The following is a 24,369-nucleotide window of genomic DNA, read 5'->3' on the forward strand; positions in this document are numbered from 1 at the left end:
CCCCCATCACCCACCGCACCCGCTCCCACCGCGGCGCCGCCGCCGCAGCCCAGCGCACGGCCCACCGCGTCCTCGCGTCCTCGTCCCACCAGGCAGCCGGTCCCGCCTCCCGCCGCGGTGCCGACCGTGCGTCCCCCGGCTCCGGCTCCCCCCGGGCCGAGGCCGCCTCTCGCGGCGCCCCGCCCGCCACGTCCCAGCGAGACACCGGCGCCCAGCCCGTCACCGTCCGCGGTGCGTCCCACCCCCCAGCCATTGGAGATCCACCTGCGGAAACGCCCGGTCGTACCACCACCCAAACGCCGCCATCCCCTCGACACCCTGGTCGTGGTGATCGTCCTGTCCACGGTCATCGCCAGCATCGCGAGCGTCGCGTTCGCCGTCCGGTAGCCCTTGACGAAAGGGTCCGAACACGCGAAAGACGGCTGCGGGGCGCGCCACCCCGCAGCCGACTTCCGCTTGTTCGTGCGGATACGTGCTGGATCCTTAGTAGTTGTTGTTGTTATTGCTGGTGGGGGAGGAGCTGGGGGACGGGGTGGCCGACGAGGTCGGGGTGGGGGTGCCGCGGTTGGCGCCGGCGGGCATGATCAGGCCGACCACGCCGTGCTGGGCTTTCTGGATGCCGGCGGAGTACCACACCGAGCTCTCGCCGCCGCTTTCCGCGGTGCCGCGCTCCAGGTCCCACAGGCCTTCGAAGGCGAGGGCCTGACCGGTGGCGTTGCGCAGCGGGCCGAGGTAGCGGCCGGTGCGGGCGTTGTAGGCGTTGATGCGGCCGTCGCCGAAGTTGCCGACGAGCAGGGCGCCGGAGAGGCCGCCGAAGCCGCGGGGAGCGGAGATCATGGCCCAGGGGGCGTTGAGCGCGCCGCGGGCGGCGACGCGGCCGAGGAAGCGGCCGGTGGCGGAGAAGCGGCTGACGAAGCCGAGGCCGCGGCCGGCGATGGACTTGCCGGTCTCGGGGTCGCGCTTGGCGAACGCGACGTAGACCGAGGTGCCCACGATCTCGACGTTGAACGCGTGGTAGTCGGACGGCAGGGCCTGGTCGCGGAACGCCGAGCGCGAGGTCCGCACCCTGCGGAAGTCGCTGTCGTAGACGTCCACCCGGTTGCGTCCGAAGTCCGCCGCGAGCAGGAACGACCCGCGGTTGGTGTGCATCATGGCGAGGCCCTTGTAGTCGGCGTTCCGCGTGAACGCCGCGATGATGGCGTTCTTCGGGTCCACCTCGGCGTTCCACCCGGTGATGGCGCCGCTCGGGCTGGCGAAGATGAACTGCGCCGGTCCGGAGTTGCCCTTCGAGGAGATCTCGAACCCGTCGGTGCTGTTGAAGACCTGCCCGGTGGGCGTGCCGCCCGGGATCCAGACCTCGGTCTTCTCCTTGGTGATGAGCCCGGCGCCGCCGGAGTACACCGTGGCCGTGCCCGTGCCCGCGTTGGAGACCCAGAGTGTCTTGCCCATGGCCAGACCCCAGGGGTTGACCACCTTGGGGTCGGTGACGTCGGCCTTACCCGCCACGTCCGAGATCAAGGGGACCGAGGTGAACCGAATGCTTCCAGTGGTGGATCTCGTGGACTCCTTGGGACGGGCGGTGGAATCAGCTTGCGCGGGGATCGTGCCGGTGGTGATGCCCAGGACGAGTGCCGCAGCGCAGAGCGTGACGATGCGTGGCCGCATCAAGGCCTCCTATGTCGTCTGCATGTGCGTACGGCCACAGGTACGCGCCCGCCCCACCCCCGGTTCAAACGGAATTCCAAACAGTTTCGCCACCACCGCCCCACGCGTCCCTGAGCGGGGCCCCGATGATCAGGAGGCGCCGCACGCCGTGGGCCGGGCGTGACGCGTCCCGGCGGGTCAGTGGGCCCGGATGCGGAAGACCGGGTAGTCGGCGGCGACCCGGCTGAAGTCCGCGACCGGCGCGTGCCGGTTCACCGGGATGTGCGCGCGGGCGCCCGGGGCGTTCCGCAGGTAGCGGCGCAGGATGGGGGACCGCAGGCCCGGGGGGACCTCCTCCAGGCGCACCGCGTGGGGGTGCCCGTCCCACAGCACCGCGTGGCCGCCGGCCGCGCGGACGTTGGCCACCCACGACGTGTTCTCCCCGAGCATCGAGACGAGGTAGCGCTCACCGTCGTGGTCGGCCACGACCAGCGGAAAAGCGATGGGACGCCCGGTGCGCCTGCCGCGTACCTCCAGCGTGACCAGCCGTTGCGGCCACAACCCGAGCTTCCCCACGTGCTTCCACCCGTTGTTCAGCAGTCGCGCCAGCCGGCCGGGCCGCCCCGTCCGGTACATCCACCGCGCCACCGCGCCTCGCCGCACCGCCGGCATCCCGCTCATCGCCGTCTCCCTCCATCCGCTGACCCGCCTTTGCCTCACTCTCGGGCGAGGCGGAGCCGCGGGGCAGGGACCAAGGGCCCGTCCCGGGCCGTCACTGGGCACGACCGGGACGTCCCGGTCTCAGTCGGCCGGTGTCTCGCGGACCTGCGCGACGATCTGGGTGGGGTTGACGAAGAACAGCGCGACGGTGAGCAGGGTGGCGGACAGGGCGGTGTAGATGACGGCCATGGCGTCGATGGCCTGGGCGGCGCGGATGCCGGGGGTGAAGGCGGCGCTGTACAACGCCACGATGAGGGTCTGGCTGTCCGGCCCGGCCACGAGGAACGTCAGCTCGAACATGGCGACGGTGCGGACCAGCACCAGGATGCCGGCCGCGAGGATGCCGGGGACGAGCAGCGGGACCAGCACCCGGGTGAACACCTGACGGGTACGGGCGCCGCACATGCGGGCCGCGGACTCGATGTTGGTGTCGATCTGCTCGATGAACGGCGTCATGACCAGCACGACGAACGGCAGCGCGGGCACCAGGTTGGCCGCGATGACGCCGAACAGCGTGCCGGCGAGCTGGAACTTGTAGAGCACGGTGGCGAGCGGGATGCCGTAGGTGATGGGCGGCAGCAGCACCGGCAGCAGGAGCAGCAGCATCACGACGCGCTTGCCCGCGAAGTCGCGCCGGGCGAGCGTGTACGCGGCGGGGACGCCGAACAGCAGCGAGACGCCCACCACGGCCAGCGCGACCACCAGCGTCACCTGGAGCACCTGCGCCAGGCCGAACTCCCGCCAGGCGTCGGCGTACCAGTCCAGCGTGTACCCGTCGGGCAGCCACGTGCCGAACCACGTCGTCGCGAACGAGTCCACGACGACGGACAGGATCAGCGCCCCGAGGTTGACCAGGAAGAACGCGACGGCCCCCCACACCAGCCAGGCGTACGGCCGCCCCCACCGGCCCGGGATGCCGGGCCGGCGCGCCTTGGCGGGCGCGGGCACGGCGGCGGCAGGGGGGTCAGGGTCGAGCGCGGTCATGCGTCCGGTGCCTTCCCACGAGTCGTCACGCTCCCTTGCCTCCCGTCGAACCGGTGTACAGGCGGCCGCGCCACAGCAGCACCAGGGCGATGACCAGCAGCTCGAACACGCCCATGAGGACGGCGATGGTGGAGGCCATCGAGTAGTCGTACTTCTCGAAGGCCGCCTGGTAGGCCGCGATGGCCATCACCCGTGTCTCGTCGGCGGGCTCGCCGACGAGGTTCGCCGACGGGAACACCGAGAACGCCAGCACGAACGCGAGAATGAACGTGGTGGCGAGCCCGGGGGCGAGCAGCGGCAGCGTGATGTACCGGACCCGCTGGCGTGGCCCGGCGCCGAGCGTGGCGGCGGCCCGTTCCAACGTCGGGTCGATGCCCGACATGTACGACAGCACGAGCAGGAACGCGAACGGGAACCCCGTGATGATCAGCGAGAACAGCACGCCCCAGTAGTTGTAGATGAGCCGCACCGGTTCGTCGACCAGCCCGAGGTCGAGCAGCACCCGGTTGAACCACCCCTTGGGCCCGAGGTAGCGCAGCAGCCCGTCCGCCACCAGCACCGTGCCGAGCGTCACCGGCAGCACGAGGATCGCGGTGAGCAGCCTGCGACCGCGGAACCGTCCCCGCAGCCGGTACGCGATGGGCACCGACGCGCCCACGTTGATCAGCGCCGCGGGCAGCGCCAGCCGCATGGTGCGCCACACGGTGCCGCTCTGGTAGGAGTCCTGGAAGAACGCCGCGTAGTTGGCCAGCACCCCGCCCCCCTCGGCCGGCTGCAGCGACAGCCCGACGCCGTACAGCATGGGGTAGAGGAACAACGCCACCAGCACGGCGACCGCGGGCACCAGCAGCAGCAGCGACCGGTCGATGCCGCGCTCCGCCAGCCGGTGCCGCAGCGCCGGGGACGTCCCGGCGGTGGCCGCCATCAGTGCCCTCCCCGGGCAGGGGGACGCGCCGTCATTCCGGCTCCGGCAGGTCGTCGCCGTACACGAGTACCCGCCCGGGCGGCACCCCGAGTTCCACCTTCTCGCCCGGGTGGAGCCGGTCCGGCACCCGGAAGTGGATGACGCGCCCGGACTCGGTGACCCCTTCCACGGCCATCTCGCGGCCGTGGAACTCGGCGACCTCCACCGAGACGCGCACCGTGTTGGACCCGACGGGCCCGACCACGAAGTCCTCCGGCCGGATCGCCGCCACGGCGGTGTCCCCGGTGAGGGTCTCCTGGGCCGTGCCGGTGAGCCGCAGTCCCGGCTCCGCCACGGTCACCGTGCCGTCGTCGCGGGCGGTCACCGGCAGCCGCAGCAGGTTGCGGTACCCCATGAACCCGGCGACGTAGGTGTTGCGCGGGTAGGTGTACACGTCCTCCGGCGGCCCGATCTGCTCGGCGACCCCGCCGCGCAGCACCACGACCCGGTCGGCCAGCGCGAGCGCCTCCTCCTGGTCGTGCGTGACGTACACCGTGGTCAGCCCGAGTGACTGGTGCAGCTTGCGGATCTCGGTGCGCATCTGGAGCCGCAGCTTGGCGTCCAGGTTGGACAGCGGCTCGTCCATCAGCACCAGCCGCGGCCGGATCACGACGGCCCGCGCGATGGCGACCCGCTGCTGCTGCCCGCCGGACAGCTTGCCGGGCAGCTTGTGCGCCTGGTCGGTCAGCTCGACCAGCGCCAGCGCCTCGTCCACCCGCCGCGCCGTCTCCTGCTTGGACACCCCGCGGATGGCGAGCCCGAACCCGACGTTCCTGCGCACGGTCAGGTGGGGGAACAGCGCGTAGTTCTGGAACACCATGCCGAAGCCGCGTCGCTCCGGCGGCAGCCCGTCGATGCGCTCGTCGTCCAGCCAGATGCTCCCCCCGGTGAGGGGGAGCAGCCCGGCCAGGCAGTTCAGCGCGGTCGACTTGCCGCAGCCGGACGGCCCGAGGAGGGCGATGAACTCGCCCCCCTCGATCGTGAGGTCCAGGCGGTGGAGCGCGTTGGTGGTGCCGAACCGCCGGGACACCCCGTCCAGCCGCAAGGTGCGGAAGCCGCCGGACGGTGCCTCCTGCCGCGTCACGCGCCCCTCGCGGCGTTCACCGGGGTCATGACTTCTTCACCTTGTCGCCGCCGACCTCTTTGTCCCACTTGTCGAACGCGGCCACCAGCGCTTCGGCGTCCAGGGGCACGGCCTTGGGGTTCTGCTCGATGAGCCGGTCGTACTCGGGACGGCCGAAGTCGGCGATGGCCTGGCGGCTCTCCGGCGGGGCCATGTCCACGGTGACGCCCTTCACGGCGGGCCCGGGGTAGAAGTAGCCCTTGTCGAAGGTGATCGCCTGCTGCTGCGGGGTGAGCGCGAACTTCATCAGATCCGCCACCACGGCGAGCTTCTCGCCGGTGATGCCCTTGGGTACCACCATGTAGTGCGCGTCGGTCACCCACGTGAAGCCGTCCAGCGTGCCGACCTTGAAGTCCTTCGGCACCTGGCCGAGCACCCGCGGGTTGATGTCCCACCCGGTGGTGGTGACGATGATGTCGCGGGTGCCCTCGCCGAGCTCCTTCATGGTCTGCGAGGTGCCGGTCGGGTAGTACTCGACGTACTGCCCGAGGTCCTTGAGGTACTGCCAGGTCTTGTCCCAGCCCGCCACGGGGTCCTTGGGATCCTTGTCGCCGAGGATGTACGGCAACCCCATGAGGAAGGTGCGGCCGGGGCCGGAGTTGGCCGGGCGGGCGTAGCCGACCTTCTTCGGGTGCGCCTTGGCCCAGGCGAGCAACTCCTCGGCGGTCTTCGGCGGGTCGGTCACCGTGGCCGGGTTGTACTCGATCAGCGGCCCGGACGGGTAGTAGGTGACGATGACGCCCCGGCCCTGCGCCAGCTCCAGCATCGCCGCGGCGGGCTCCAGGTACTGGCTGGTGTCGGGCAGCTTGTCGGCGTACTTGCCCTTGAGGTCCACCCACAGGCCCTGCTGCAGGCCGGCGGCGAGGCCGTCGGTGCCGGTGAGCACCAGGTCGATGTCCAGGCGCTTGGCGTCCTGCTGCGCCTTCACCTTGCCGGCGAGCTCGGGGGAGGTGACCTTGGTGTAGGTGATGTTCTTGACGGCCTTGGGGTTGGCGGCCTTGTAGTTGTCGAAGATCTGCTGGGTGAGCTGCAGGTTGCCCGCGACGTCCACGATGTTGAGGGTGACCGGCTCGGACGGCATCGTGACGTCGGCGGCGGCCGGTTCGTCGGCCCACGCGGCGCCTCCCGCGGTCCCGCCACCGGGTTCCGGCGCGCCGCAGGCGGCCAGGACGCCGAGGAGCAGGCAGCCGGCGAGCACGGAGAGTCGGGGAGATCTCATGGTCCTCCTTCGACGCCGGCGGCCGGGCGCCGCGGACGTGAGGTCATGCGCCGGCGGCGGCGCCAAGTCGTACCCGCTGCGAAGCGCCACCCATCGCGCACACCAGAATGGAAACGCGTGTGAAATATGTCAATAGGTCTGCATGGCGATGTGCTGATATACCAGATACCGGCAGCGGTCCATGAAGGGAAGCTCTCAGATGCTCGATGAGGTCAGACAGGCGCTCGCCTCGGTGGTGTCGGTACCGGTGACACCGTTCGACGAGACAGGGCGCGTCGACGAGCCGGCCTGCGCCGCCGTGGTGGCGCGCATGGTGGCGGCCGGCATCGGCGCGGTCACGCCCAACGGCAACACCGGGGAGTTCTACTCGCTGTCGGACACCGAGCTGAACCGCGTCGTCGCGCTCACCAGGGAGGCGGCGGGCGGCGCGGTGATCATCGCGGGGGTCGGGCACGACACGGCGCGGGCGGCGGAGCTCGCCCGCGAGGCGGCCCGGCTCGGCGCGCACGCCGTCATGGTGCACCAGCCCGTGCACCCCTACCAGTCGGAGGACGGCTGGGTCGACCACCACCGCGCCGTCGCCGACGCGGTGCCCGGCCTCGGGGTCGTCTGCTACGTGCGGTCCCCGCTGGTCACCGCGCGGGCCGTCGGGCGGCTGGCAGCGGCGAGCCGCAACGTCGTGGGCGTCAAGTACGCGGTGCCCGACCCGCCGCGTCTGGCCGAGATGGCCGACGCGCTGCCCGAGCTGGTCTGGGTGTGCGGCCTCGCCGAGGGCTGGGCGCCGTTCTTCTGGCCGGGCGGGGCACGCGGCTTCACGTCCGGGCTGGCCGTCGTCGCGCCCGCGTTGTCGCTGGCCCTGCACGCGCGGCTGCGCGACGGCGAGATGAAGGGCGCGATGGAGCTGTGGCGGCAGCTCAAGCCCATCGAGGACCTGCGGGCCCGGCACGCGGGCGGCAACAACGTGTCGGTGCTCAAGGAGGCCCTGGCCCAGCTCGGGGTGTGCGGCCGTGACGTCCGGCCGCCCATCTCGACGCTGCCCGGCCCCGAGCGCGCCGAGGTGGCCGCCGTCCTCTCCGGCCTGCGGCTCGGTGCGGCGTGACCGCGCACGTGGAGGGGGACAAGGGGGGCATGGAGGAGAACGTCGGCACCCTGGGCCCGGAGGTGTTCTCCGCGCTGCGGCAGGTGTCCACCGCGACGGTGACCACCCAGCTCTTCGCCCGCGGGCTGCGCAACGCCTACCTCGCGGGGCTGCGGCCGCTCAACCCCTCGTGCACCCGCATGGTCGGTGAAGCTTTCACGCTCCGCAACATCCCGGCGCGTGAGGACCTCGACGTCCTGTCGGTGTTCCGTGACTACGACCACCCGCAGCGCAGGGCCGTGGAGTCGGTCGGTCCCGGGCAGGTGCTGGTGATGGACTGCCGCGGCGAGACCCGCGCCGCGTCCATCGGCGGCATCCTCGCCACCCGGCTGCTGCGGCGCGGCGCGGCGGGCCTCGTCACCGACGGCGCGGTGCGCGACTCCCCGTTCTTCGCCGAGCTCGCGCTGCCCGCGTTCGCCGCCGGAGTGTGCGCCACCACCAACCTCGCCCGCCACCACGCGGTGGACCTGCAGGTGCCCATCGGCTGCGCCGAGGTGGCGGTGTACCCGGGGGACGTCATCGTGGCCGACGCCGAGGGCGTGGTGTGCGTGCCGCGCCACCTGGCCGCCGAGGTGGCGAGGGACGCGCTGGAGCAGGAGCGGCTGGAGGAGTACATCCAGGGGCTCGTGGAGGACGGCGCCCCGCTGCGGGGCACCTACCCGCCCGACGAGGACACCCTGCGCGCCTACCGCCGCAGGGACTGACGCGGATCACGCCACCCACGGGCTCCGGGAGCACACCGGACCGGGAGCCCGTGGGGTGTGCGCGCTCACAACGCGGTGTGCTCCTGCCGTTCCAGCAGCGTGACGGACCGCTCGACGTGCGACCGGGTCAGCCGCTCGGCCAGCTCCACGTCCCCGGCCTGCGCGGCGGCGAGGATGCGTTCGTGCTCGGTGTACTCCTCGCGCCAGGTGGGCCAGCGCGGCCACAACACCGCGACCGTGCCGAGGGCGGTGAGGTCCTGCAGGTTGTCGAGCTGGGCGGTCACCAGCTCGTTCTCGCACCCGGAGTAGAGCGCGCGGTGGAACCGGCGGTTGGCCAGGCTGAGCGCCGTGGGGTCCTCGCCGGACAGCAGGTCGCCCGCCTCGTCCAGCGCCTGCCGGGCGGCGCGGATCATCTCGGGATGCCCGAGCCGGGTGGCGCCCGCCACCGCCCACGGCTCCAGCAGCACCCGGAGCTCGCCGGCCTTGCGCAGGTCGGTGGCGTCGAGCACCCGCACGCTCACCCCGCGGTTGGGGCTCATCACCACCAGACCGGTGGTGGCGAGGCCGATCAGGGCCTCGCGCACCGGTGTCTTGGACACCCCGAGCTGCTCGGCGAGGCGCCGCTCCACCAGCGTCTCGCCCGGTTTGAGCCGCCCGGACAGGATGGCCGTACGGATGGAGTCCGCGACCAGATCGGTACGCGTGGTGGACCGGGCCACCGGCCGCAGGGCCGGCTCGTCTGACATGTTCTGCACCGATATATGGTCGCGCACTCACCGCTCCCGCGTGGTCACTCGGTGTCGGGTTCCGGGGCGCCTCCCGACCCGGTCAGGAAGTCGAAGTCGCAGCCCTGATCAGCTTGCAGGATATGGGCGTCGAACAGCGAGCCGTACCCCCGGCGGAACACCGTCTCGGGGGCGGTCCACTCCGCGCGGCGCCGCGCCAGCTCCTCCTCGGGCACGTCCAGCGTGAGCAGGCGCGCCTCGACGTCCAGCGTGATGAGGTCGCCGTCCCGCACCAGCGCCAGCGGCCCCCCGACATGCGACTCCGGCGCGACGTGCAGCACGCAGGCACCGTAGCTGGTGCCGCTCATCCGGGCGTCCGACACGCGCACCATGTCGCGCACCCCGGCCTTGAGCAGGCGGTCGGGCAGCGGCAGCATGCCCTGCTCCGGCATGCCGGGCCCGCCGCGCGGCCCGGCGCCCCGCAGCACCAGCACCGAGTCGGGGGTGACGGGCAGCGACTCGTCGTTGATGCGCCGCATCAGGTCGCGGTGGCCGTCGAACACCACGGCGGGGCCGGTGTGGCGCAGCAGCCTGGGGTCGGCGGCCACGTGCTTGATCACCGCGCCGTCCGGGGCCAGGTTGCCGCGCAGCACGGCGAGTCCGCCCTCCTCCGACAGCGGGTCGTCGCGCCGCCTGATCACCTTCTCGTCGTACACCTGCGCGTCGGCGATGCCCTCGCCGAAGGTGCGCCCGGTGACGGTGACGCGGTCGGGGTGCAGCAGGTCGGTGATGCGGGACAGCAGCGCGGGCAGCCCGCCGGCCAGGTAGAAGTCCTCCATCAGGAACGTGCCGCTCGGCCGCAGGTCGGCCAGCACGGGCACCCGGCGGGACGCCGCGTCGAAGGAGTCGAGGGTGAGGTCCACGCCCCGCCTGCGTGCCATGGCGATCAGGTGGATGACCGCGTTGGTGGAGCCGCCGAGGGCGAGCACGGTGGTGACGGCGTCGGCGAACGCCTCCGCGGTCAGGATCCGGGACGGCCGCAGGTCCTCCCAGGTCATCTCGACGACGCGGCGCCCGCTCGCGGCGGCCATGCGGACGTGCGCGGAGGCGACGGCGGGGATGGCGGCGGCGCCGGGCAGCGTCATGCCGAGCACCTCGGCGGCCGACGTCATGGTGGACGCGGTGCCCATGGTCATGCAGTGGCCGGGGGAGCGGGCGATGCCCTCCTCCAGGTCGCGCATGACGCTGTCGGGCACCAGCCCGGCGCGTCTGTCGGCCCAGTAGCGCCACACGTCGGTGCCGCTGCCGAGCACCTCGCCGCGCAGGTCGCCCGGGAGCATCGGCCCGCAGGGCACGAAGATGGCGGGCAGGTCCATGCTGGTCGCACCCATGATCAGGGCGGGTGTCGTCTTGTCGCAGCCGCCCATGAGCACCGCCCCGTCCACCGGGTAGGACCGGAGCATCTCCTCGGTCTCCATGGCCAGCAGGTTGCGGTACAGCATGGTCGTCGGCTTCTGGAAGCTCTCCGACAGCGAGATGACCGGCAGCTCCACCGGGTAGCCGCCCGCCTGCCACACGCCGCGCTTGACGTCCTCGGCCCGTTCGCGCAGGTGGATGTGGCAGGGGTTGAGCTCGTTCCAGGTGTTGATGATGCCGATCACCGGTTTGCCGAGGTGTTCCTCGGCGGACAGGCCGAGCTGCCGGGTCCTGGCCCGGTGGTTGAACGACCGCACGGTCTCGGTGCCGTACCACCGGTGGCTGCGCAACTGCTCGGGTGCCAGACGGTCCACGAACCCTCCTCGATATCCTGATATATCACGATATCGGAGGGACGTCCGCTTTTCCGGTGCCGGGGCGGTCCGCGCGGGCCGGCACCCTGCGCCCGCCATGATCCCCCGCTGGGAACACCACCCGCGCCGGCCCGCCGCCACGGGCCGGCGCGGAGTCAGCACCGCGCCGCGTGGACGGCCTCGGCGAGCAGGCCGTGGCGGGACGGGCCCGCGAGGCCCGCGTGGTACAGGTGGATCTCCTGCGCCCCCGCTTCCACCAGCCGCCGCACGTGGGGCGCCATCTCCTCCGGGCGGATCGGCGGGAGCACCGTGACGTACGACCCCACCGCGACGTGCTCGGGCAGCGCGCGGCGCGCCTGCCGCACCCGCTCGGCCGAGTCCTGCCCGGGCGGCCAGCACTGCACCACCACCGCGTCCACGTCCTTGCCCGCCTGCGGCCCGAGGCCCGGGTTGGCGCCGGTCGCCCACGGGTCGGGGGTGGCGTGCAACGTCACCCGCAGCCCGGGCGGCAGCGCGGCGATCACCTCGTGCCGCAGCTCGTCCGCCGCCTCGTGCCGCACGGCCAGCAGCGCGGCGGCCGTCGCCGGGTCCAGGTCGTGCTCCCGCGACCGCACCGCGGCCCGCAGGTCGCGCACCACCCGCTCGGGGTCGATGCCGCGGTCCGCCCAGCCCGCCGTGCAGGCGGCGCAGCAGCACACCGAGAGCATGCGCCGCGCGCGGGCGTCGTACGCGCCGTCGGTCTTGTCGTGGTGGCCGCCGTGGTCGGCCCCGAGCTGCCCGCACGCCTCCAGCAGCACGCCCGCCAGCGGCAGGTCGCGCACCGACTCGGCCGCCAGCGTCGCCGCGTACTCGCGCACCTCGGCCCACGACGGGCACAGCGCCCACGGGTAGTGCTGGCCGAAGCAGTTGAGAACGCTGACATCCGGGTTGGCCTCGCCGAGACGGCTGCTGTGGGTGAGCACCACCCACGCCGTCACCGGCACCCCCGCCTCGGCGAGGGTCGTCGCGGCCGTGCCGAAGGAGTCGGGGGTGTCCATCCACGGAGCCGCACCCGGCACCAGCCGCCGCCCGGACCACGCCCCCGCGCGGACGGGCCGGTACAGCGCGGCGTGCCTCGCGTCGAGGTACGCCCGCTCGGGGTGCCAGGGCGTCGCCGCCCGCACCGTGTGATAGGCCGCGGCGAGGTTGACCCCGTCGCAGCCAAGAGCCTGCACCCGTCCGGTGAACAGTGGATCACCGATGATGTCCCACGGGTAGGCGTGCACCAGCACGCGCATCAGCCATCGCCTCCCACTACGGGCCCTCACCTACAAATGGCGTTGTCCAGGCATACCCATTCACTACGGTCACGTCAATGCGGTGCGCACAACCGGGCACGCCGGTTGTCATCCCCCGGCCGCGAGGTGCGAGCATGAAAACCGTCCCCCTGGACAGAGACGAGGCGACGGCACAGCGGTCACTCCGGCATCAACGGGAGAGGACACCGATGGGACAGCACGTGGCCAAGGAGCGGTTCTCCGAGGCGGAGTTCGCCCGTTTCGGGGCGCGCCTGAAGGACTCGCTGACAGCGCTGCACGAGGTGCTCGCCCGGCCGGGTTTCGGCGCGGGCCCCGCCACCGTGGGCGCCGAGCTCGAGCTGTTCCTCATCGACGGCAACGCCCGGCCGCTGCGCCGCAACAAGGCCGTACGGGAGGCCGCGGACGACGAGCGGGTGGTGCTCGAGCTCGGCAGCTTCAACCTGGAGGTCAACCTCACGCCGCTGCCGCTGGCCGGGCGGCCGTTCACGGCCATGGAGGCGGAGATCCGCGACACCATGGCCCGGCTGGACGAGGCGGCGGGCACGCAGGGCGGGCGGGTGGTGCCGATCGGCATCCTGCCGACGCTCACCGAGTTCGACTTCGGGCCGGACGCGATGAGCGACGAGAAGAGGTACAAGGCGCTGAGCAGCGGCATACGGCGGGTGCGCGAGGAGCCGTTCCGGGTGCGGATCGCCGGGGTCGAGCGGCTCGACCTGGAGGTCGAGGACGTCATCCTGGAGAGCGCCAACACCTCCTGGCAGGTGCACCTGCGCACCCCGCCGGGCGACTTCGCCGCCGCGTACAACGCCGCGCAGCTCGCCATCGGGCCCGTGCTCGCGGCGAGCGGCAACTCCCCGGCGTTCCTCGGCAGGGAGCTGTGGGAGGAGACCCGCATCGCGTTGTTCGAGGCCTCCGCCGACGATCGCGACCCAGAGCGGCTCTGGCGGGTGGGCGGCCGGGTCTGCTTCGGCTCGGGCTGGGTGCGCCAGGGCGCCGCGGAACTGTTCGAGCTGAGCGTCAACGAGTACGAGCCGGTCATGCCGGTGATGTCGGACGAAGATCCTCTGGAGGCGGTCCGCGCCGGCCGGGTGCCCGGACTGCCCGAGCTGCGCCTGCACCAGGGCACCGTCTGGCAGTGGAACCGCCCCGTCTACGACCCCGCCGGCGGTGGCCACCTGCGCGTGGAACTGCGCGCCCTCCCCGCCGGCCCCACCGCGCCCGACATGGCGGCCAACGCCGCCTTCCTCATCGGCCTGGTCCAGGCCACCGCCGCCGACCCCACCTGGACGGCCGATTTCCCCTTCGCCGACGCCTACCGCAACTTCTACCGCGCCGCGAGAAGCGGGCTGGACGCCGAGCTGGCCTGGCCCGGCCTCGACCGGCGGGTCCCCGCGCACGAGCTGGCCCTCGTCCTGCTGCCCGTGGCCCGCGACGGCCTGGTGGCGTCCGGCGTGGACCCCGCGGAGGCCTCACGTCTGCTGGACGTCGTGGCCGAGCGCGTCCGCCTGCGCCGCACCGGCGCCGCCTGGCAGCGCCGCGCCCTCGCCGCCCTCGGCGCCGCGCCGGGGGTGCGCGCGGCGATGCTGGAGCACTACCGGGCCCTGTCGTTCACCCACGCCCCCGTGCACACCTGGCCGGACCCCGTGGAGGACCTCGGCGTCCGCGCCGAGTCCCCGGCCCGCACCCGGTGAGACCGGGTCAGGGGGTGTCGGGGTCCAGGCCGGTGAGGGAACTGCCGTAGCTGAGGGCGACGAGCTGGGCCACCGCGTTGTGGGCGCCGAGAGGATCGGCGCAGCCGGCGCCCACCGACTCGGCCGCGGCGGTGATGCGGCGGGCGTCGATCTCCGGGCCGATGAGGAACGGGGCCAGGGCCAGGCGGGACGCGCCGATGTTGCGCAGGCGCTGGGCCGCGTCGCCGACGCCGGGCGAGGCGTCCAGGGAGGCGGCGACCACGGGCAGGGTGAGGCGGGCGGCGAGCAGGACGACCGTCGCGTCGGCGGCGCGCACCGCCTCCTGGCCGCCGACCGTGGCGATGATGATGCCGTCCACCGGGGCGGCGATGTTGAACAGGCGCATGCGGTCGGCCCGCGCGAGACCGCTGTCGGCCAGCTTGACGTGCAGCGCCTCGGCGAGCAGCGGGTGCGGGCCGAGCGGGTCGGCGATGGTGGTGAGCACACCGCTCTCGGCGACGGCCTCGCGGACCGTGCGGTAGACCTGCTGGTGCGGGCCGGTGACCATGGGCACCACGATCGCGGCGATCGCGCCCTCGGGCCGCTTGGCGGCGCAGTCGGCCAACGTCTCGGCGAGGTTGGTCTTGGAGTCGCCGAGGTGGACCAGTTTCACGTCGAGCTGCGGATGATCGACGCAGACGATGGTCTTGACGGCCGCAGGCACGTCACACTCGGTGCCCGGCGCGGCCAGCACGAGGGCCGGGGCCTCCGGCGGCAGATTCGCCGGCACCGGCCGGCGGTGCCGGCCGGAGGTGGTACGGAACGAGCGTCCGCGGACCGGAAGCTCGTGTGGAGCGTGGTGACCATCGTTCACATCGGCGGATTTTACGGGGTATGGGGCAAAAGTTAAGTCGGATTCAGTGAGGTGGGTGACAACGAGATTCCGCAGGACCGGGATTTAGTGCCGGATTTTGGGTCTCGATCCGACGGCGGGTGCCAACCGTCCGTAATCATTCGAGATCATGAGAGGGGCCGCCCCACGCACCCGGCGGCACCGGCGGCCGTCGTGCCGAGCGGCGGGTCCGGAAAGTTTTTTCACGCTCCGGCGTGTCCCGCCCCGCGCCCGGCCTCCCGCCGGCCCCGCCCCGCGCTTCTCAGCGCTCCACGACGCCGACCCCGCCCACCGACCACACCGTCTCGGGGCCGGGCAGCGTCTCCCCGGGCTCGGGCCGCCAGCGGGGGATGTACACCACGCCGGGCTCGACCAGCCGCAGGCCGGCGAACAACCGCTCCACGTCCGCCTTGCTGCGGAGCCGGCCGTGTTGCGGGCCGCCGCCGGAGTCGCGGTAGATCGAGGCCAGCTTGGCGGTGACGTCAGGTCTCGGGTCGCGCACGCTGTGCGAGATGGCGATGTGACTGCCGGGCGCCACCGCGTCCCGGTAGTCCGCGACGGCGCGGGCCGCCTCCTCCTCGTCCGGCACCATGAGGAGCGTGTAGTGGAGCAGCACCCCCACCGGCCGGGTCAGGTCGACGAGCTCCTTCACCCGCGGATGCCCGAGGACGTGCTTGGTGTCACGCAGGTCGGCCTCGATGACGACGGTGTCGTCGTTCTGCTCCAGCAGGGCCTGGGAGTGCAGCACCACCACAGGGTCGTTGTCGACGTACACGACGCGCGAGCCTGGCGCCGCCGCCTGGGCGACCTCGTGCACGTTGCCCACGGTGGGGAGCCCGCAGCCGAGGTCGATGAACTGCCGTATCCCGGCGCCGACCAGGTAGCGCACCACCTTGGCCACGTGGCGGCGCCCCTCGCGGCAGATCAGCGGCAGCTCAGGCGCGAGCTCCAGCATGCGGCGGGCGGCCTCGCGGTCGGCGGCGAAGTTGTCCTTGCCGCCCATGTAGTAGTCGAACATGCGAGCGTAATTAGCGACGGTAGGGTCGAAACCCAGGCGTTCCGTGCCGCCGGTCTCCGCCACGATCCCCCCGTTCCGCCGGGTACACCCGGCCTCGTGCCGGTGAGGACGACGATATCCCTCCACCCGGGGTGGCGGCTCGGGTTCCGCGGATCGGCCCGGCACGCTCAGCGGTACGACGTGAGGCCGGTTTGCATGCTGAACCGGTCCGGTGTCCGGCCGGCGGCGGATCTGTCGCTTCTCGCGGCATGCCTCGGGGTCTGCTCGATGACCTGGGGGAGGTGGAAACCGGCCCAGACCGCCTTCCCGGGGGAACGCAACGGGGCCCAGCCCCATCTGTGGCTGAGCCCCTCGACCACCCGCAGTCCCCGTCCCCCTTCGGCGCCGAAGTCCACGTCCCGCGGCGCCGGCCGATCCTCGCTGGGATCGGTGACCACGCAGAGCAGGGACTCCATGGTGAGGGCGAGCACGATGCGGACGGGCTGGCGCGGCGGCGTGGTGTGGCTCTGCTCGGGGAGGCCGTGGCGCAGGGCGTTGATGACCAGCTCGCCCATGACCAGCTCGACGTCGTCGAGTAACAGGGCGAGGCCCCAGGCGTCCAGCGTGGTGGTGGTGAAGCGGCGGGCGGTGCGGGCGGCGTACGGGTCGTGGCGCAGGTCGCAGACGGCGAGGCGCACTTCGGCGGGTGGATCGTCGCGGTTGCCGGCCCAGGGGCCCGCCGGGGACAGGACACGGTCCAGCGCCGCCAGCCATGTTTCCCACTTGTCGTCGCCGACGGTCGTGGGTTTGTGGGGGTCTGTCCGGTAACCAGTCATAGGTAGGCCCTGTGAGGTTTGGTGTTGCTATGGGGGACGATGAACCGCTTAATCCATAGTGCTATCCCTCACTGTGCACATGCAAGTACCGATGCACGTGCAAACGCACAGACAGTATGATGGGGTCTGCACCGGGGAGCGCCTGGATGGAGTTCTCGTGGCGGTGGGGGGCCCGACGGGTTTAATGTCTGTTTCGTCGGGTTTCGTCGGATTTTGACGGCGAACGAAGAGGCAAGATGAACGAGATCTCCAACGGCATACCCGCGTCCTCCCTCGACGGGGTCTGCTGGCGCAAGAGTGTCCGCAGCAACCCGAGTGGCAACTGTGTCGAGCTGGCGGGGCTCCCCGACGGCGGGGTGGCGGTGCGCAACTCCCGCCATCCGGGCGGCCCGGTACTGATTTACAGTCGCGGAGAAATGGCCGCTTTCATCCTTGGTGCGAAGAACGGCGAGTTCGATGACCTGGCGATATGACCTCTACGGGGGTTACGGAGGGTTCAAAATCGTAGCCTAAGGGTGATGTTGGGGTATATCTCTATTGGGGAGTCGGGAGTATCGTGAACTTCTCTGAGACCGCGAGAAGTGAGACCACGATCAGTTCGACCGCCTGAAGGACTTGCGATGATCACAGCCCGGGCCGAAGGGGACGAGACCCCGCTCAACATGATGGCTCGGGAACGCGGAAGTTCCACGGTCCTGCGCATCCTGCTCGGCTCCCAGCTCCGCCGGCTGAGGGAGAAGCACGGGATCACCCTGGAAACCGCGGGCCACTCCATCCGGGCCTCCCACTCCAAGATCAGCCGCATGGAGCTCGGCCGGGTCGGCTTCCGCGCCCGGGACGTCCGCGACCTGCTGACGTTGTACGGCGTCGTCGACGAGACCGAACGCCAGGCCCTGCTGTCCCTCGTGGACCAGGCCAACCGCCCCGGCTGGTGGCACAACTACGACGACGTCCTCCCCAACTGGTTCGAGGCGTACATCGGCCTGGAAGAGGCCGCCACCCGCATCCGCTCCTACGAGGTCCAGTTCATCCCCGGTCTCCTCCAGACGGCCGACTACACCCGCGCCGTCGTCAAGCTCGGCCACCCCGAGGGCGCCGAGGAGGAGATCCAGCGCCGCGTGGACCTCCGCATGGCCCGCCAGAAGCTCCTCTACCGCGCGGCCCCGCCCCACCTGTGGGCGGTCGTGGACGAGGCCGCCCTGCGCCGCCCCCTCGGTGGCCGCGACGTCATGCGGGGCCAGCTCCAGCACCTGATCAAGGTGATAGCCCTCCCCAACGTGACGCTCCAGATCATGCCCTTCAGCGCCGGCGGCCACGCCGCCGCGGGCGGCCCCTTCAGCATCCTGCGCTTCAGCGAGCGGGACCTCCCCGACATCGTGTACCTGGAGCAGCTCACCAGCGCCATCTACCTGGACAAACGAGACGACCTCGACCGCTACCAGGCCGTCATGGAACGCCTCTGCCTGGACGCCATCCCCGTCTCGGAGACCCGCAAGACCCTCACCACCCTGCTGGACCAGCTCTGACGTAACCTCCTCGCCCGGCGGTGATCGCGATCACCGCCGGGTTCTTTTTCGACATTTTCCATAACCGGCTATATGATTCCCGGCTATGGAAGGTGACGCGCGTACGGGCCGCCAGGTGGCCGCCGAGCGAGGCCCCGTCGGGTACGCGCTGGCGGAAGCGACCAAGGCCCACCGCGTGGAGCTGCAGCGCCGTGTGGCGGCCCTCGGCCTGCACCTCGGCCAGGAACTGCTGATCGTGGACATCCACCGCAACCCCGGGACCACGCAGGCCGAGATGGTGCAGCGCATCGGCCTGGAACAGCCCACGATCGCCAAGGCCCTCGGGCGGATGGAACGAGCCGGGTTCGTCCGGCGCGACTCCGACCCGCAGGACCGGCGGGTGATCCGGGTCCACCTGACCGAGCGCGGCGAGAAGACCGTGGCCGGGGTCGAGGAAGCGTGGGCCGACGTGGAGCGGCGGACGACAGCACGCCTCAGTGAGGACGAGGCACTAGAGCTCATCCGGATGCTGAACGTCATCCGGGACAGCCACTGAACAGGAGATGATCATGGACCTCGGGCTGGCGGGAAAGGTAGTGCTCGTCACGGGCGCGAGCTCGTCCATCGGCCGCGCCACCGCGGCGGCGTTCGGCGAGGAGAAGGCCCTCGTCGCCGTGGGCTACCACTCCGACGCGCGCGCGGCGGCGGAGACCGCCGCCATGGTGGAGAAGCGCGGCGGCCAGGCGATCACCTGGCGGCTGGACCTCGGCGACCCGGCATCACTGGAGGCCGCCGTCGCCACCGCCCGCCGCGAACTGGGCCCGGTCGACGTCCTGGTGAACAACGCCGTGCGCTGGCCCGACTGGCCCGCACCCGGGGAGACCTTCGAGACCGCCCCCGTGGAGCGGTTCACCACTTCGGTCAACGCCAACCTCGTCGGCCCCTACCTCCTGGCCCGCGCCGTAGTGGGAGACATGCGCACCAAGGGCTGGGGCCGCGTCGTCAACGTCTCCACCGGCCTCGTCGAGGACGGCTTCCCCGGCAACGTCTCCTACATCGCCGCCAAGTCCGGCCTCCACGGCCTCACCCGGGTCATGTCCCGCCAACTGGCCTCCGCCGGCATCCTCACCAACGTGGTCATGCCCGGCTTCACCCCCGAAGGCAAGGACTTCCCCCCCGAGCTGATAGCCCAGGCCCGCACCGCCGCCGCCACCCGCGACATCACCCACCCCGAAGACGTCGCCCGGGTCATCGTCTTCCTCTGCTCCACCGCCAACACCAACACCACCGGAGAGGCAGTCCGGGTCGACGGCCACTTCCTGACCCCGGCGTGACGCGTCAGATCACACGCATGAGGGACGTCAGAAGTCGAACTCGCCCTTCTTGGCCCCGTCGATGAAGGCGTCCCAGACCGAGGCGCTGACCACGAATGGGGGCTGGTGCGGGGCTTCGGTGTCGCGTACGCCGACCCGGCCGCCGGAGAGGGGAGCGACCTCCAGGCAGTTGCCCTGGTTGGACCCGCTCTTGGTGGCCTTCCGCCAGGCCGCCGTCTTCAGTTCGTCGTTCAGGTCCACAGCTTCTCCATCTCTCTGATCAACTCAGTGGACACATGTTGCGGTTGTGCGGTGGCGCGGAGAGCGTCGTATCTGCGGTGGATGGCTTCGACGTCCTCGGGGTGATCCGTCACATGGCCATTCGTCGCGGATTCGATATACACCTTATCCGGACTTCCTGAAATCTGGGCGATGGCGAAGCCGCCGAGCAGCCCCGTGGTCACGCCCAACGCGACGGGGATTATCTGTATGCCGATGCGGGAGGACTCCGCTGCTTCCATGAGGCGTTCGATCTGGCGGTGCATCACTTTCTTTCCGCCGATCGGGCGCTGAAGCACCCCTTCGTCCAGTACCACACGGTACATGGGCGGGTCGGAACGTAGAAAGATCGCCTGCCGCTCCATCCGGGCGGTCACCGCCTTTTCTACCTGCGCGTCGGAGATGCCGGGCTCTCCCCGGATGACGGTGATCGCGTACTCCTCCGTCTGGAGCAGCCCCGGTACGTACAGCGGCTCCCATGCGTGCAGCGTGTGGGCCTCCTGCTCGATGTCGAGCCAGTTGCGGAACCATCGAGGGCTCGCGCCCCTTGTCAGATGGGCCCACAGACGGACCAGTTCGCCGCCCGTGTGGACCGCGTCGTCGTAACGCTGCATGAAGTTGTGGCTGGGGGTGCGTTCGCCGCGTTCGATGAAGCCGATGAGGCTCTGGCTGAACTGGATGATGCCGGCCAGGCGGTCTTGGGTGATATTGGCGCGGTTTCGGTACTTGCGCATTTCGGCGCCTAGGAACGCCAGCGGTTTGGGAGGTGGGTCCGGAGCGGGGGGTACGGATATCGAGACTCCATCCGATGGAGAAAGGCTACTCCTTCAGCACGGCCAGCACAGCGGCAGTACAAACTGTCCCGCAGTGTGTTCAGGGTTCCGTTCCATAACGTAGCTGGTCCGGGGCAGTCTGTGCGGTGATTCGGAAAGTTCGTGAGTGGCCCGGGAAATGCTTCGCTTTGTATTTCCTGAATACGTCGGAGGGGTGACATGTCCGAAATGACGGGCGGTTTGCATTCCGTCCGCTGGGACCTTCCTCATGACCCCGCGGTGGCCGGAAAGCTGCGGGGAATGGTGGGGGACGCGGTGGAGGGGTGGGGGATGCGGTGGGTGCGGGACGACGTGGTGAGTGTGGTGGGGGAACTGGTGGCCAACGCGTTCACGCATGGGGAGGGACCGGTGCGGGTGTCGCTATGGGTGGACGGGGAGCGGCTCTGGGTAGGGGTCACCGACCACGGCGCGGGCCGGCCCCGCCGGCTCCGGCTCGATGTGGAGGCGGTGCACGGGCGCGGGATGGCCATCGTCGCCGCCCTCGCGGACGAGGCGGGGGTCGCGCCCCTCGCGGATTCGCCAGGAAAAGCCGTCTGGGCATGCTGGCGGCTCAAGGACGGGGCGGCCTCGCGGTGAGCCGGAAGAACTTCGTCGTCGCTGTGCTGTAGGACCGGCTGTTCTCCAGGCGACGGCAGCGGCGTGGTGTTTCCCGGGTCGGTGAGGGACTTCTCGTCGAGCTTATTTCCGGGGCGCGGCTGTGACTATCCCGTAGGGATGCGAGGCGCAGCGGAGAATCTGAGGCGGGACCTGGCACGGGGTCGATTCCCCGATGAAGCGAGAGATATGGGTGAGCGGCAGGCCGTCGCGGGCCTGGCGTACCTCCGCCTGGGCGAGCCGGTCCTGCGACGGGCTCGTACCAGAATCCGGGAAGGAGAGAGCCTCGATCGCCTCAGCGGAGAAGTAAGGGGCCCCGACGCTGCAACTTCCCCAGGAACGCCGGACGAACGCGATGTGGTTCAGGTAGTCCAGGCGCTCAGGCTCCAGCTTCGGGGACCGTAGTGTCGAGGGGAAACGGCGTTGCCTGTCACCGCCGGCGATGGCGCTCTTGCCCGCCTCCACATGAGCATGGCGGAGATTCTCCGGGACGTCGCGCGGGGAGTCGAGCAGGTACCAGACGATCGCCAGGTTGAAGCGGGCCAGCGACCGGTTCATGGGGCGCGTCTCCTGTCCGAGGGCATCCATGAAGCTGCTGCGCGCATCCTTGAGCAGACGTCTGCGTTCCTTGGCCGGCCGATGCGCGGCCAGCGCGGCCTCCAGCTTCATGAGCCCGCTGTTGAGCGGGCCCGCCATCAAACTGTCCACGCTCTCGTGGACGGCGGTGAGCAGTTGCACCTCGGCGGCCTGAATGCCGAGCATCTCGCCGGCGATCATCTCCGCCATGCGCGAGCCTGCCGCTTCGGCGAGCTTGCCGAAGAAGAACAGCATCAGGGCCTCTGCCATGACGTCCAGTCTCCAGCGCATCCGGCGTTGACGGAAGATGGATCCTGACTGTCGGCGGTGCCCGCTAGTGTCCTTGGCGAGGTGCCGCACCTGATTTCCGGGAGAGCCTACGGTGACCGTGCTCGCGAGGCCGCACGCGACGGCTGTCGAGGCGTCGGTCGAGCGGCTGGTGTTCGTCCGGGAGGACGAGTACACCGTGGCGCGGGTGAGTGCCGACGGGCTTGGGGAGTTCGTCGCCTCGGGGCGGGCGCTGGCGGGGGTGCAGCCGGGGGAGACGGTGCGGCTGACGGGGGAGTGGGACCGGCATCCCCGTCACGGCGGGCGGCTGGTGGTGAGCCTTTGTGAACGGGTGGTGCCGTCCACGGTGCGGGCCATCCGGCTCTATCTCGGGTCGGGGCTGATCCGGGGGATCGGGCCGCGGCTCGCCCATGCCATCGTCAGTCACTTCGGGGAGGAGACGCTCACGGTGATCGACACCGCGCCTGAGCGGCTCACCGAAGTGATCAACATCGGGGTCACGCGGCAGGCGCAGATCGTCGAGGCGTGGGGGGAGCAGAAGGCGATCGCGGCGTTGATGGTCGTTCTCCAGGGGTTCGGGGTCAGCCCGCTGCTGGCGGCCAAGATCTACCAGGTGTACGGGGGCGAGGCGGAGGAGATCATCGCCTCGGATCCCTACCGGCTGATCGGGCGGGTCAAAGGCATCGCGTTCCACACGGCCGATCGCATCGCGCTGCGGTCGGGGGTGCCGGAGTCCAGTCCCCGGCGTGTGCAGGCGGCGGTCGTCGACCGGCTCGACGCGGCGGCGGCCCGGGACGGGCACTGTTTTCTGCCGCTGCCCGCGCTGGTCGCGTCGGTGGCCGAGCTGGTCGAGCAGGACGACGACCTGATCCGCCGGGCCGTGGACGCGCTGGCCGCCGAGCGGCGGGTCGTGGTGGAGGCGTCGCCGTCCGTGCCGGATCAGGTGGTGGTGTACGCCAAGGAGCAGCACGCCCGTGAGGTCGCGCTCGCGGGGCACCTGAGCAGGCTTCGCCAGGCCCGCTCGACGCTCCCGATGCGGGGCTTCGCCGAGGACGAAGGGCTGGACGAGGATCAGCGGGTCGCGGTGAACCTCGCGTTGACCAGCACCGTTTCCGTCCTGACCGGTGGTCCGGGGTGCGGCAAGAGCCACACGCTGAAGGTGATCGCGGCGACCGTGCGCGCCATGGGCGGCACGGTCACCCTGGCGGCGCCGACGGGGAAGGCGGCGCGGCGGCTGTCGGAGCTCACGGGGCTGCCCGCGATGACCGTGCACCGGCTGCTCGCGCGGCGGCCGGAGCCCGAGGAGGGCACGCTGGTGTTCCAGCGGTCCCCGGCCGAGGCCGACATGGTCGTGGTGGACGAGGCGTCCATGCTCGATCTCCACCTGGCCACCCGGCTGACGGCCGCGATCCCGTCGGGCAGCCACCTGCTGCTGGTCGGCGACGGCGACCAGTTGCCGAGCGTCGGGCCGGGGAGCGTGCTGGCCGACCTGCTGCGGGTGCAGCAGGTCCCCCGGGTGCGGCTGACCCGGGTGTTCCGGCAGGCGCAGGACAGCGGCATCGTGCGGTCCGCGCACCGCATCCGGGCCGGTGAGCTGCCTGATCTGCCCGGTCGGGGCGGTTTCTGGTTCGAGGAGCTGGCGGACCCCGAGCAGGTGGCCGACCGCGTGGTGCATCTGGCGACGGTGGCGATCCCCCGCAAGCAGAACGTCGGCGCCGACCAGGTCCAGGTGCTCTGCCCGATGCGCGGGGGCGTCACCGGGACGGCCGAGCTCGGCCGAAGGTTGCAGGAGCGGCTGAACCCCGCCCGTGAGGGCGCGGCCGAGCACTGGTCGGGGCCGTCGGTCTTCCGGGCCGGCGACCGCGTGATGCCGATACGGAACAACTACGACAAGGGTGTGTTCAACGGCGAGACGGCCACGGTCACGGCGGTGAACACGCAGGAGCGAGTGATCGAGATCCGCACCGACGAGGGGGAGACCGTGCAGTACTCCTTCGGCGAGCTGGACGAGCTGACCCACGCCTACGCGATCAGCGTGCACCGTTCCCAGGGCAGCGAGTACCCGTTCGTGGTCGCGCCCATCGTGGCCGAGTCGGGCGGCGTGATGCTCCGCCGTAGCCTGCTGTACACGCTGGTCACCAGGGCGAAGTCGTGGGTGGTGCTGGTGGGTGACCGTGAGGCGCTCGAACTGGCCGTCCACCGCACCGGCCGCCGCAGGCACACGGGCCTCGCCCCGCGGCTCGCCCTCGGCCTGGACGCCTGACTCACCCCGTGCGG

Annotated in this window: 25 protein-coding genes and 1 pseudogene; 10 read left to right on the forward strand and 16 right to left on the reverse strand. The window is 71.2% G+C overall.

Annotated features, from left to right (window positions below; translation table 11 throughout):
• A pseudogene (locus ABGB17_RS30025) lies at positions 1-242 on the reverse strand (hypothetical protein); the annotation flags it as partial.
• On the opposite strand from ABGB17_RS30025, the gene ABGB17_RS30030 reads away from it, so the two are divergent.
• Positions 232-387 (forward strand): hypothetical protein, encoded by a 156-nt coding sequence (locus ABGB17_RS30030; protein ID WP_347635520.1) that lies wholly within the window; start codon positions 232-234, stop codon positions 385-387. The pseudogene ABGB17_RS30025 and the gene ABGB17_RS30030 overlap by 11 nt on opposite strands.
• 96 nt (positions 388-483) lie before the next feature.
• Here the strand turns inward: ABGB17_RS30030 and ABGB17_RS30035 are convergent, their stop codons facing one another.
• The 6 genes from ABGB17_RS30035 to ABGB17_RS30060 all read right to left on the reverse strand — a co-directional run bounded on the left by ABGB17_RS30035 (position 484) and on the right by ABGB17_RS30060 (position 6,654).
• On the reverse strand, positions 484-1,665 hold the full coding sequence (locus ABGB17_RS30035) for a TIGR03118 family protein (RefSeq protein ID WP_347635522.1): 1,182 nt from the start codon (positions 1,663-1,665) through the stop codon (positions 484-486).
• A gap of 177 nt (positions 1,666-1,842) precedes the next feature.
• Positions 1,843-2,325, reverse strand: a complete 483-nt coding sequence (locus ABGB17_RS30040; RefSeq protein WP_347635524.1) for a nitroreductase family deazaflavin-dependent oxidoreductase — start codon at positions 2,323-2,325, stop codon at positions 1,843-1,845.
• 120 nt (positions 2,326-2,445) lie between these two features.
• Positions 2,446-3,348: an ABC transporter permease subunit gene (locus ABGB17_RS30045; RefSeq protein WP_347635526.1), complete on the reverse strand. Its 903-nt coding sequence runs from the start codon at positions 3,346-3,348 to the stop codon at positions 2,446-2,448.
• 25 nt (positions 3,349-3,373) lie between these two features.
• Positions 3,374-4,273, reverse strand: coding sequence for a sugar ABC transporter permease (locus tag ABGB17_RS30050; protein WP_347635528.1), 900 nt, complete (start codon positions 4,271-4,273; stop codon positions 3,374-3,376).
• Positions 4,274-4,304: 31 nt separating this feature from the next.
• Complete coding sequence (locus ABGB17_RS30055; RefSeq protein WP_347635530.1) at positions 4,305-5,396, reverse strand: ABC transporter ATP-binding protein; 1,092 nt, start codon at positions 5,394-5,396, stop codon at positions 4,305-4,307.
• A 25-nt stretch (positions 5,397-5,421) separates the two neighbouring features.
• The gene (locus ABGB17_RS30060; protein ID WP_347635532.1) at positions 5,422-6,654 is read right to left on the reverse strand and encodes an extracellular solute-binding protein; all 1,233 of its coding nucleotides are present in this window, start codon (positions 6,652-6,654) and stop codon (positions 5,422-5,424) included.
• Positions 6,655-6,853: 199 nt separating this feature from the next.
• Here ABGB17_RS30060 and ABGB17_RS30065 point away from each other — a divergent pair, with 199 nt between their 5' ends.
• Positions 6,854-7,753: a dihydrodipicolinate synthase family protein gene (locus ABGB17_RS30065; protein ID WP_347635534.1), complete on the forward strand. Its 900-nt coding sequence runs from the start codon at positions 6,854-6,856 to the stop codon at positions 7,751-7,753.
• Positions 7,750-8,496 (forward strand): ribonuclease activity regulator RraA, encoded by a 747-nt coding sequence (locus ABGB17_RS30070; RefSeq protein WP_347635536.1) that lies wholly within the window; start codon positions 7,750-7,752, stop codon positions 8,494-8,496. Before ABGB17_RS30065 ends, ABGB17_RS30070 begins: the two co-directional genes overlap by 4 nt.
• Positions 8,497-8,561: 65 nt before the next feature.
• Here the strand turns inward: ABGB17_RS30070 and ABGB17_RS30075 are convergent, their stop codons facing one another.
• The 3 genes from ABGB17_RS30075 to ABGB17_RS30085 form a co-directional block, all read right to left on the reverse strand.
• Positions 8,562-9,242, reverse strand: coding sequence for a GntR family transcriptional regulator (locus ABGB17_RS30075; RefSeq protein ID WP_347635644.1), 681 nt, complete (start codon positions 9,240-9,242; stop codon positions 8,562-8,564).
• Positions 9,243-9,286: 44 nt separating this feature from the next.
• Complete coding sequence (gene araD, locus ABGB17_RS30080; RefSeq protein ID WP_347635538.1) at positions 9,287-11,011, reverse strand: L-arabinonate dehydratase; 1,725 nt, start codon at positions 11,009-11,011, stop codon at positions 9,287-9,289.
• Positions 11,012-11,166: 155 nt separating this feature from the next.
• On the reverse strand, positions 11,167-12,288 hold the full coding sequence (locus ABGB17_RS30085; protein WP_347635540.1) for a hypothetical protein: 1,122 nt from the start codon (positions 12,286-12,288) through the stop codon (positions 11,167-11,169).
• Positions 12,289-12,497: 209 nt separating this feature from the next.
• Between ABGB17_RS30085 and ABGB17_RS30090 the strand changes: the two genes are divergently transcribed.
• On the forward strand, positions 12,498-14,000 hold the full coding sequence (locus ABGB17_RS30090; protein WP_347635542.1) for a glutamate--cysteine ligase: 1,503 nt from the start codon (positions 12,498-12,500) through the stop codon (positions 13,998-14,000).
• A gap of 7 nt (positions 14,001-14,007) precedes the next feature.
• Here ABGB17_RS30090 and ABGB17_RS30095 read toward each other — a convergent pair whose 3' ends face one another.
• The 3 genes from ABGB17_RS30095 to ABGB17_RS30105 form a co-directional block, all read right to left on the reverse strand.
• Positions 14,008-14,769 carry a hypothetical protein gene (locus tag ABGB17_RS30095; RefSeq protein WP_347635544.1) on the reverse strand — a complete coding sequence of 254 codons (762 nt, stop codon included), beginning with the start codon at positions 14,767-14,769 and terminating at the stop codon, positions 14,008-14,010.
• A 364-nt stretch (positions 14,770-15,133) separates the two neighbouring features.
• Positions 15,134-16,054, reverse strand: coding sequence for an SAM-dependent methyltransferase (locus ABGB17_RS30100; RefSeq protein WP_347635546.1), 921 nt, complete (start codon positions 16,052-16,054; stop codon positions 15,134-15,136).
• Positions 16,055-16,056: 2 nt separating this feature from the next.
• Entirely contained in the window at positions 16,057-16,704 is a 648-nt protein-coding gene (locus tag ABGB17_RS30105) for an ATP-binding protein (RefSeq protein ID WP_347635548.1), read from the reverse strand.
• A gap of 236 nt (positions 16,705-16,940) precedes the next feature.
• Here ABGB17_RS30105 and ABGB17_RS30110 point away from each other — a divergent pair, with 236 nt between their 5' ends.
• The 4 genes from ABGB17_RS30110 to ABGB17_RS30125 all read left to right on the forward strand — a co-directional run bounded on the left by ABGB17_RS30110 (position 16,941) and on the right by ABGB17_RS30125 (position 19,543).
• Positions 16,941-17,177, forward strand: coding sequence for a DUF397 domain-containing protein (locus tag ABGB17_RS30110; protein WP_347635550.1), 237 nt, complete (start codon positions 16,941-16,943; stop codon positions 17,175-17,177).
• 147 nt (positions 17,178-17,324) lie between these two features.
• Positions 17,325-18,230: a helix-turn-helix transcriptional regulator gene (locus ABGB17_RS30115; RefSeq protein ID WP_347635552.1), complete on the forward strand. Its 906-nt coding sequence runs from the start codon at positions 17,325-17,327 to the stop codon at positions 18,228-18,230.
• Between the two features lie 85 nt (positions 18,231-18,315).
• Positions 18,316-18,765: a MarR family transcriptional regulator gene (locus ABGB17_RS30120; RefSeq protein WP_347635554.1), complete on the forward strand. Its 450-nt coding sequence runs from the start codon at positions 18,316-18,318 to the stop codon at positions 18,763-18,765.
• A gap of 13 nt (positions 18,766-18,778) precedes the next feature.
• Positions 18,779-19,543 carry an SDR family oxidoreductase gene (locus tag ABGB17_RS30125; protein ID WP_347635556.1) on the forward strand — a complete coding sequence of 255 codons (765 nt, stop codon included), beginning with the start codon at positions 18,779-18,781 and terminating at the stop codon, positions 19,541-19,543.
• A 27-nt stretch (positions 19,544-19,570) separates the two neighbouring features.
• Here the strand turns inward: ABGB17_RS30125 and ABGB17_RS30130 are convergent, their stop codons facing one another.
• Together ABGB17_RS30130 and ABGB17_RS30135 are read right to left on the reverse strand one after the other, a co-directional pair.
• Positions 19,571-19,783 carry a DUF397 domain-containing protein gene (locus tag ABGB17_RS30130; protein ID WP_347635558.1) on the reverse strand — a complete coding sequence of 71 codons (213 nt, stop codon included), beginning with the start codon at positions 19,781-19,783 and terminating at the stop codon, positions 19,571-19,573.
• A complete protein-coding gene (locus tag ABGB17_RS30135; protein ID WP_347635560.1) occupies positions 19,774-20,535 on the reverse strand; it encodes a helix-turn-helix transcriptional regulator in 762 nt (253 codons plus the stop codon). Before ABGB17_RS30135 ends, ABGB17_RS30130 begins: the two co-directional genes overlap by 10 nt.
• Before the next feature lie 258 nt (positions 20,536-20,793).
• Here ABGB17_RS30135 and ABGB17_RS30140 point away from each other — a divergent pair, with 258 nt between their 5' ends.
• Positions 20,794-21,210: an ATP-binding protein gene (locus ABGB17_RS30140; RefSeq protein ID WP_347635562.1), complete on the forward strand. Its 417-nt coding sequence runs from the start codon at positions 20,794-20,796 to the stop codon at positions 21,208-21,210.
• Positions 21,211-21,312: 102 nt separating this feature from the next.
• Here the strand turns inward: ABGB17_RS30140 and ABGB17_RS30145 are convergent, their stop codons facing one another.
• Complete coding sequence (locus ABGB17_RS30145; RefSeq protein WP_347635564.1) at positions 21,313-22,074, reverse strand: hypothetical protein; 762 nt, start codon at positions 22,072-22,074, stop codon at positions 21,313-21,315.
• Positions 22,075-22,186: 112 nt separating this feature from the next.
• Here ABGB17_RS30145 and ABGB17_RS30150 point away from each other — a divergent pair, with 112 nt between their 5' ends.
• Positions 22,187-24,355 carry an ATP-dependent RecD-like DNA helicase gene (locus tag ABGB17_RS30150; RefSeq protein ID WP_347635566.1) on the forward strand — a complete coding sequence of 723 codons (2,169 nt, stop codon included), beginning with the start codon at positions 22,187-22,189 and terminating at the stop codon, positions 24,353-24,355.
• Positions 24,356-24,369: the final 14 nt, after the last annotated feature.

It is taken from the genome of Sphaerisporangium sp. B11E5, from assembly GCF_039871875.1.
Lineage (GTDB): Bacteria > Actinomycetota > Actinomycetes > Streptosporangiales > Streptosporangiaceae > Sphaerisporangium.

Excerpts from the sequence above, each read along its gene's own strand:
- ABGB17_RS30035 (WP_347635522.1), bottom strand. The coding sequence starts at position 1,665 with ATGCGGCCACGCATCGTCACGCTCTGCGCTGCGGCACTCGTCCTGGGC.
- ABGB17_RS30040 (WP_347635524.1), bottom strand. The coding sequence starts at position 2,325 with ATGAGCGGGATGCCGGCGGTGCGGCGAGGCGCGGTGGCGCGGTGGATG.
- ABGB17_RS30045 (WP_347635526.1), bottom strand. The coding sequence starts at position 3,348 with ATGACCGCGCTCGACCCTGACCCCCCTGCCGCCGCCGTGCCCGCGCCC.
- ABGB17_RS30050 (WP_347635528.1), bottom strand. The coding sequence starts at position 4,273 with ATGGCGGCCACCGCCGGGACGTCCCCGGCGCTGCGGCACCGGCTGGCG.
- ABGB17_RS30060 (WP_347635532.1), bottom strand. The coding sequence starts at position 6,654 with ATGAGATCTCCCCGACTCTCCGTGCTCGCCGGCTGCCTGCTCCTCGGC.
- ABGB17_RS30065 (WP_347635534.1), top strand. The coding sequence starts at position 6,854 with ATGCTCGATGAGGTCAGACAGGCGCTCGCCTCGGTGGTGTCGGTACCG.
- ABGB17_RS30075 (WP_347635644.1), bottom strand. The coding sequence starts at position 9,242 with ATGTCAGACGAGCCGGCCCTGCGGCCGGTGGCCCGGTCCACCACGCGT.
- ABGB17_RS30085 (WP_347635540.1), bottom strand. The coding sequence starts at position 12,288 with ATGCGCGTGCTGGTGCACGCCTACCCGTGGGACATCATCGGTGATCCA.
- ABGB17_RS30090 (WP_347635542.1), top strand. The coding sequence starts at position 12,498 with ATGGGACAGCACGTGGCCAAGGAGCGGTTCTCCGAGGCGGAGTTCGCC.
- ABGB17_RS30105 (WP_347635548.1), bottom strand. The coding sequence starts at position 16,704 with ATGACTGGTTACCGGACAGACCCCCACAAACCCACGACCGTCGGCGAC.
- ABGB17_RS30110 (WP_347635550.1), top strand. The coding sequence starts at position 16,941 with ATGAACGAGATCTCCAACGGCATACCCGCGTCCTCCCTCGACGGGGTC.
- ABGB17_RS30115 (WP_347635552.1), top strand. The coding sequence starts at position 17,325 with ATGATCACAGCCCGGGCCGAAGGGGACGAGACCCCGCTCAACATGATG.
- ABGB17_RS30120 (WP_347635554.1), top strand. The coding sequence starts at position 18,316 with ATGGAAGGTGACGCGCGTACGGGCCGCCAGGTGGCCGCCGAGCGAGGC.
- ABGB17_RS30125 (WP_347635556.1), top strand. The coding sequence starts at position 18,779 with ATGGACCTCGGGCTGGCGGGAAAGGTAGTGCTCGTCACGGGCGCGAGC.
- ABGB17_RS30135 (WP_347635560.1), bottom strand. The coding sequence starts at position 20,535 with ATGCGCAAGTACCGAAACCGCGCCAATATCACCCAAGACCGCCTGGCC.
- ABGB17_RS30140 (WP_347635562.1), top strand. The coding sequence starts at position 20,794 with ATGTCCGAAATGACGGGCGGTTTGCATTCCGTCCGCTGGGACCTTCCT.
- ABGB17_RS30145 (WP_347635564.1), bottom strand. The coding sequence starts at position 22,074 with ATGGCAGAGGCCCTGATGCTGTTCTTCTTCGGCAAGCTCGCCGAAGCG.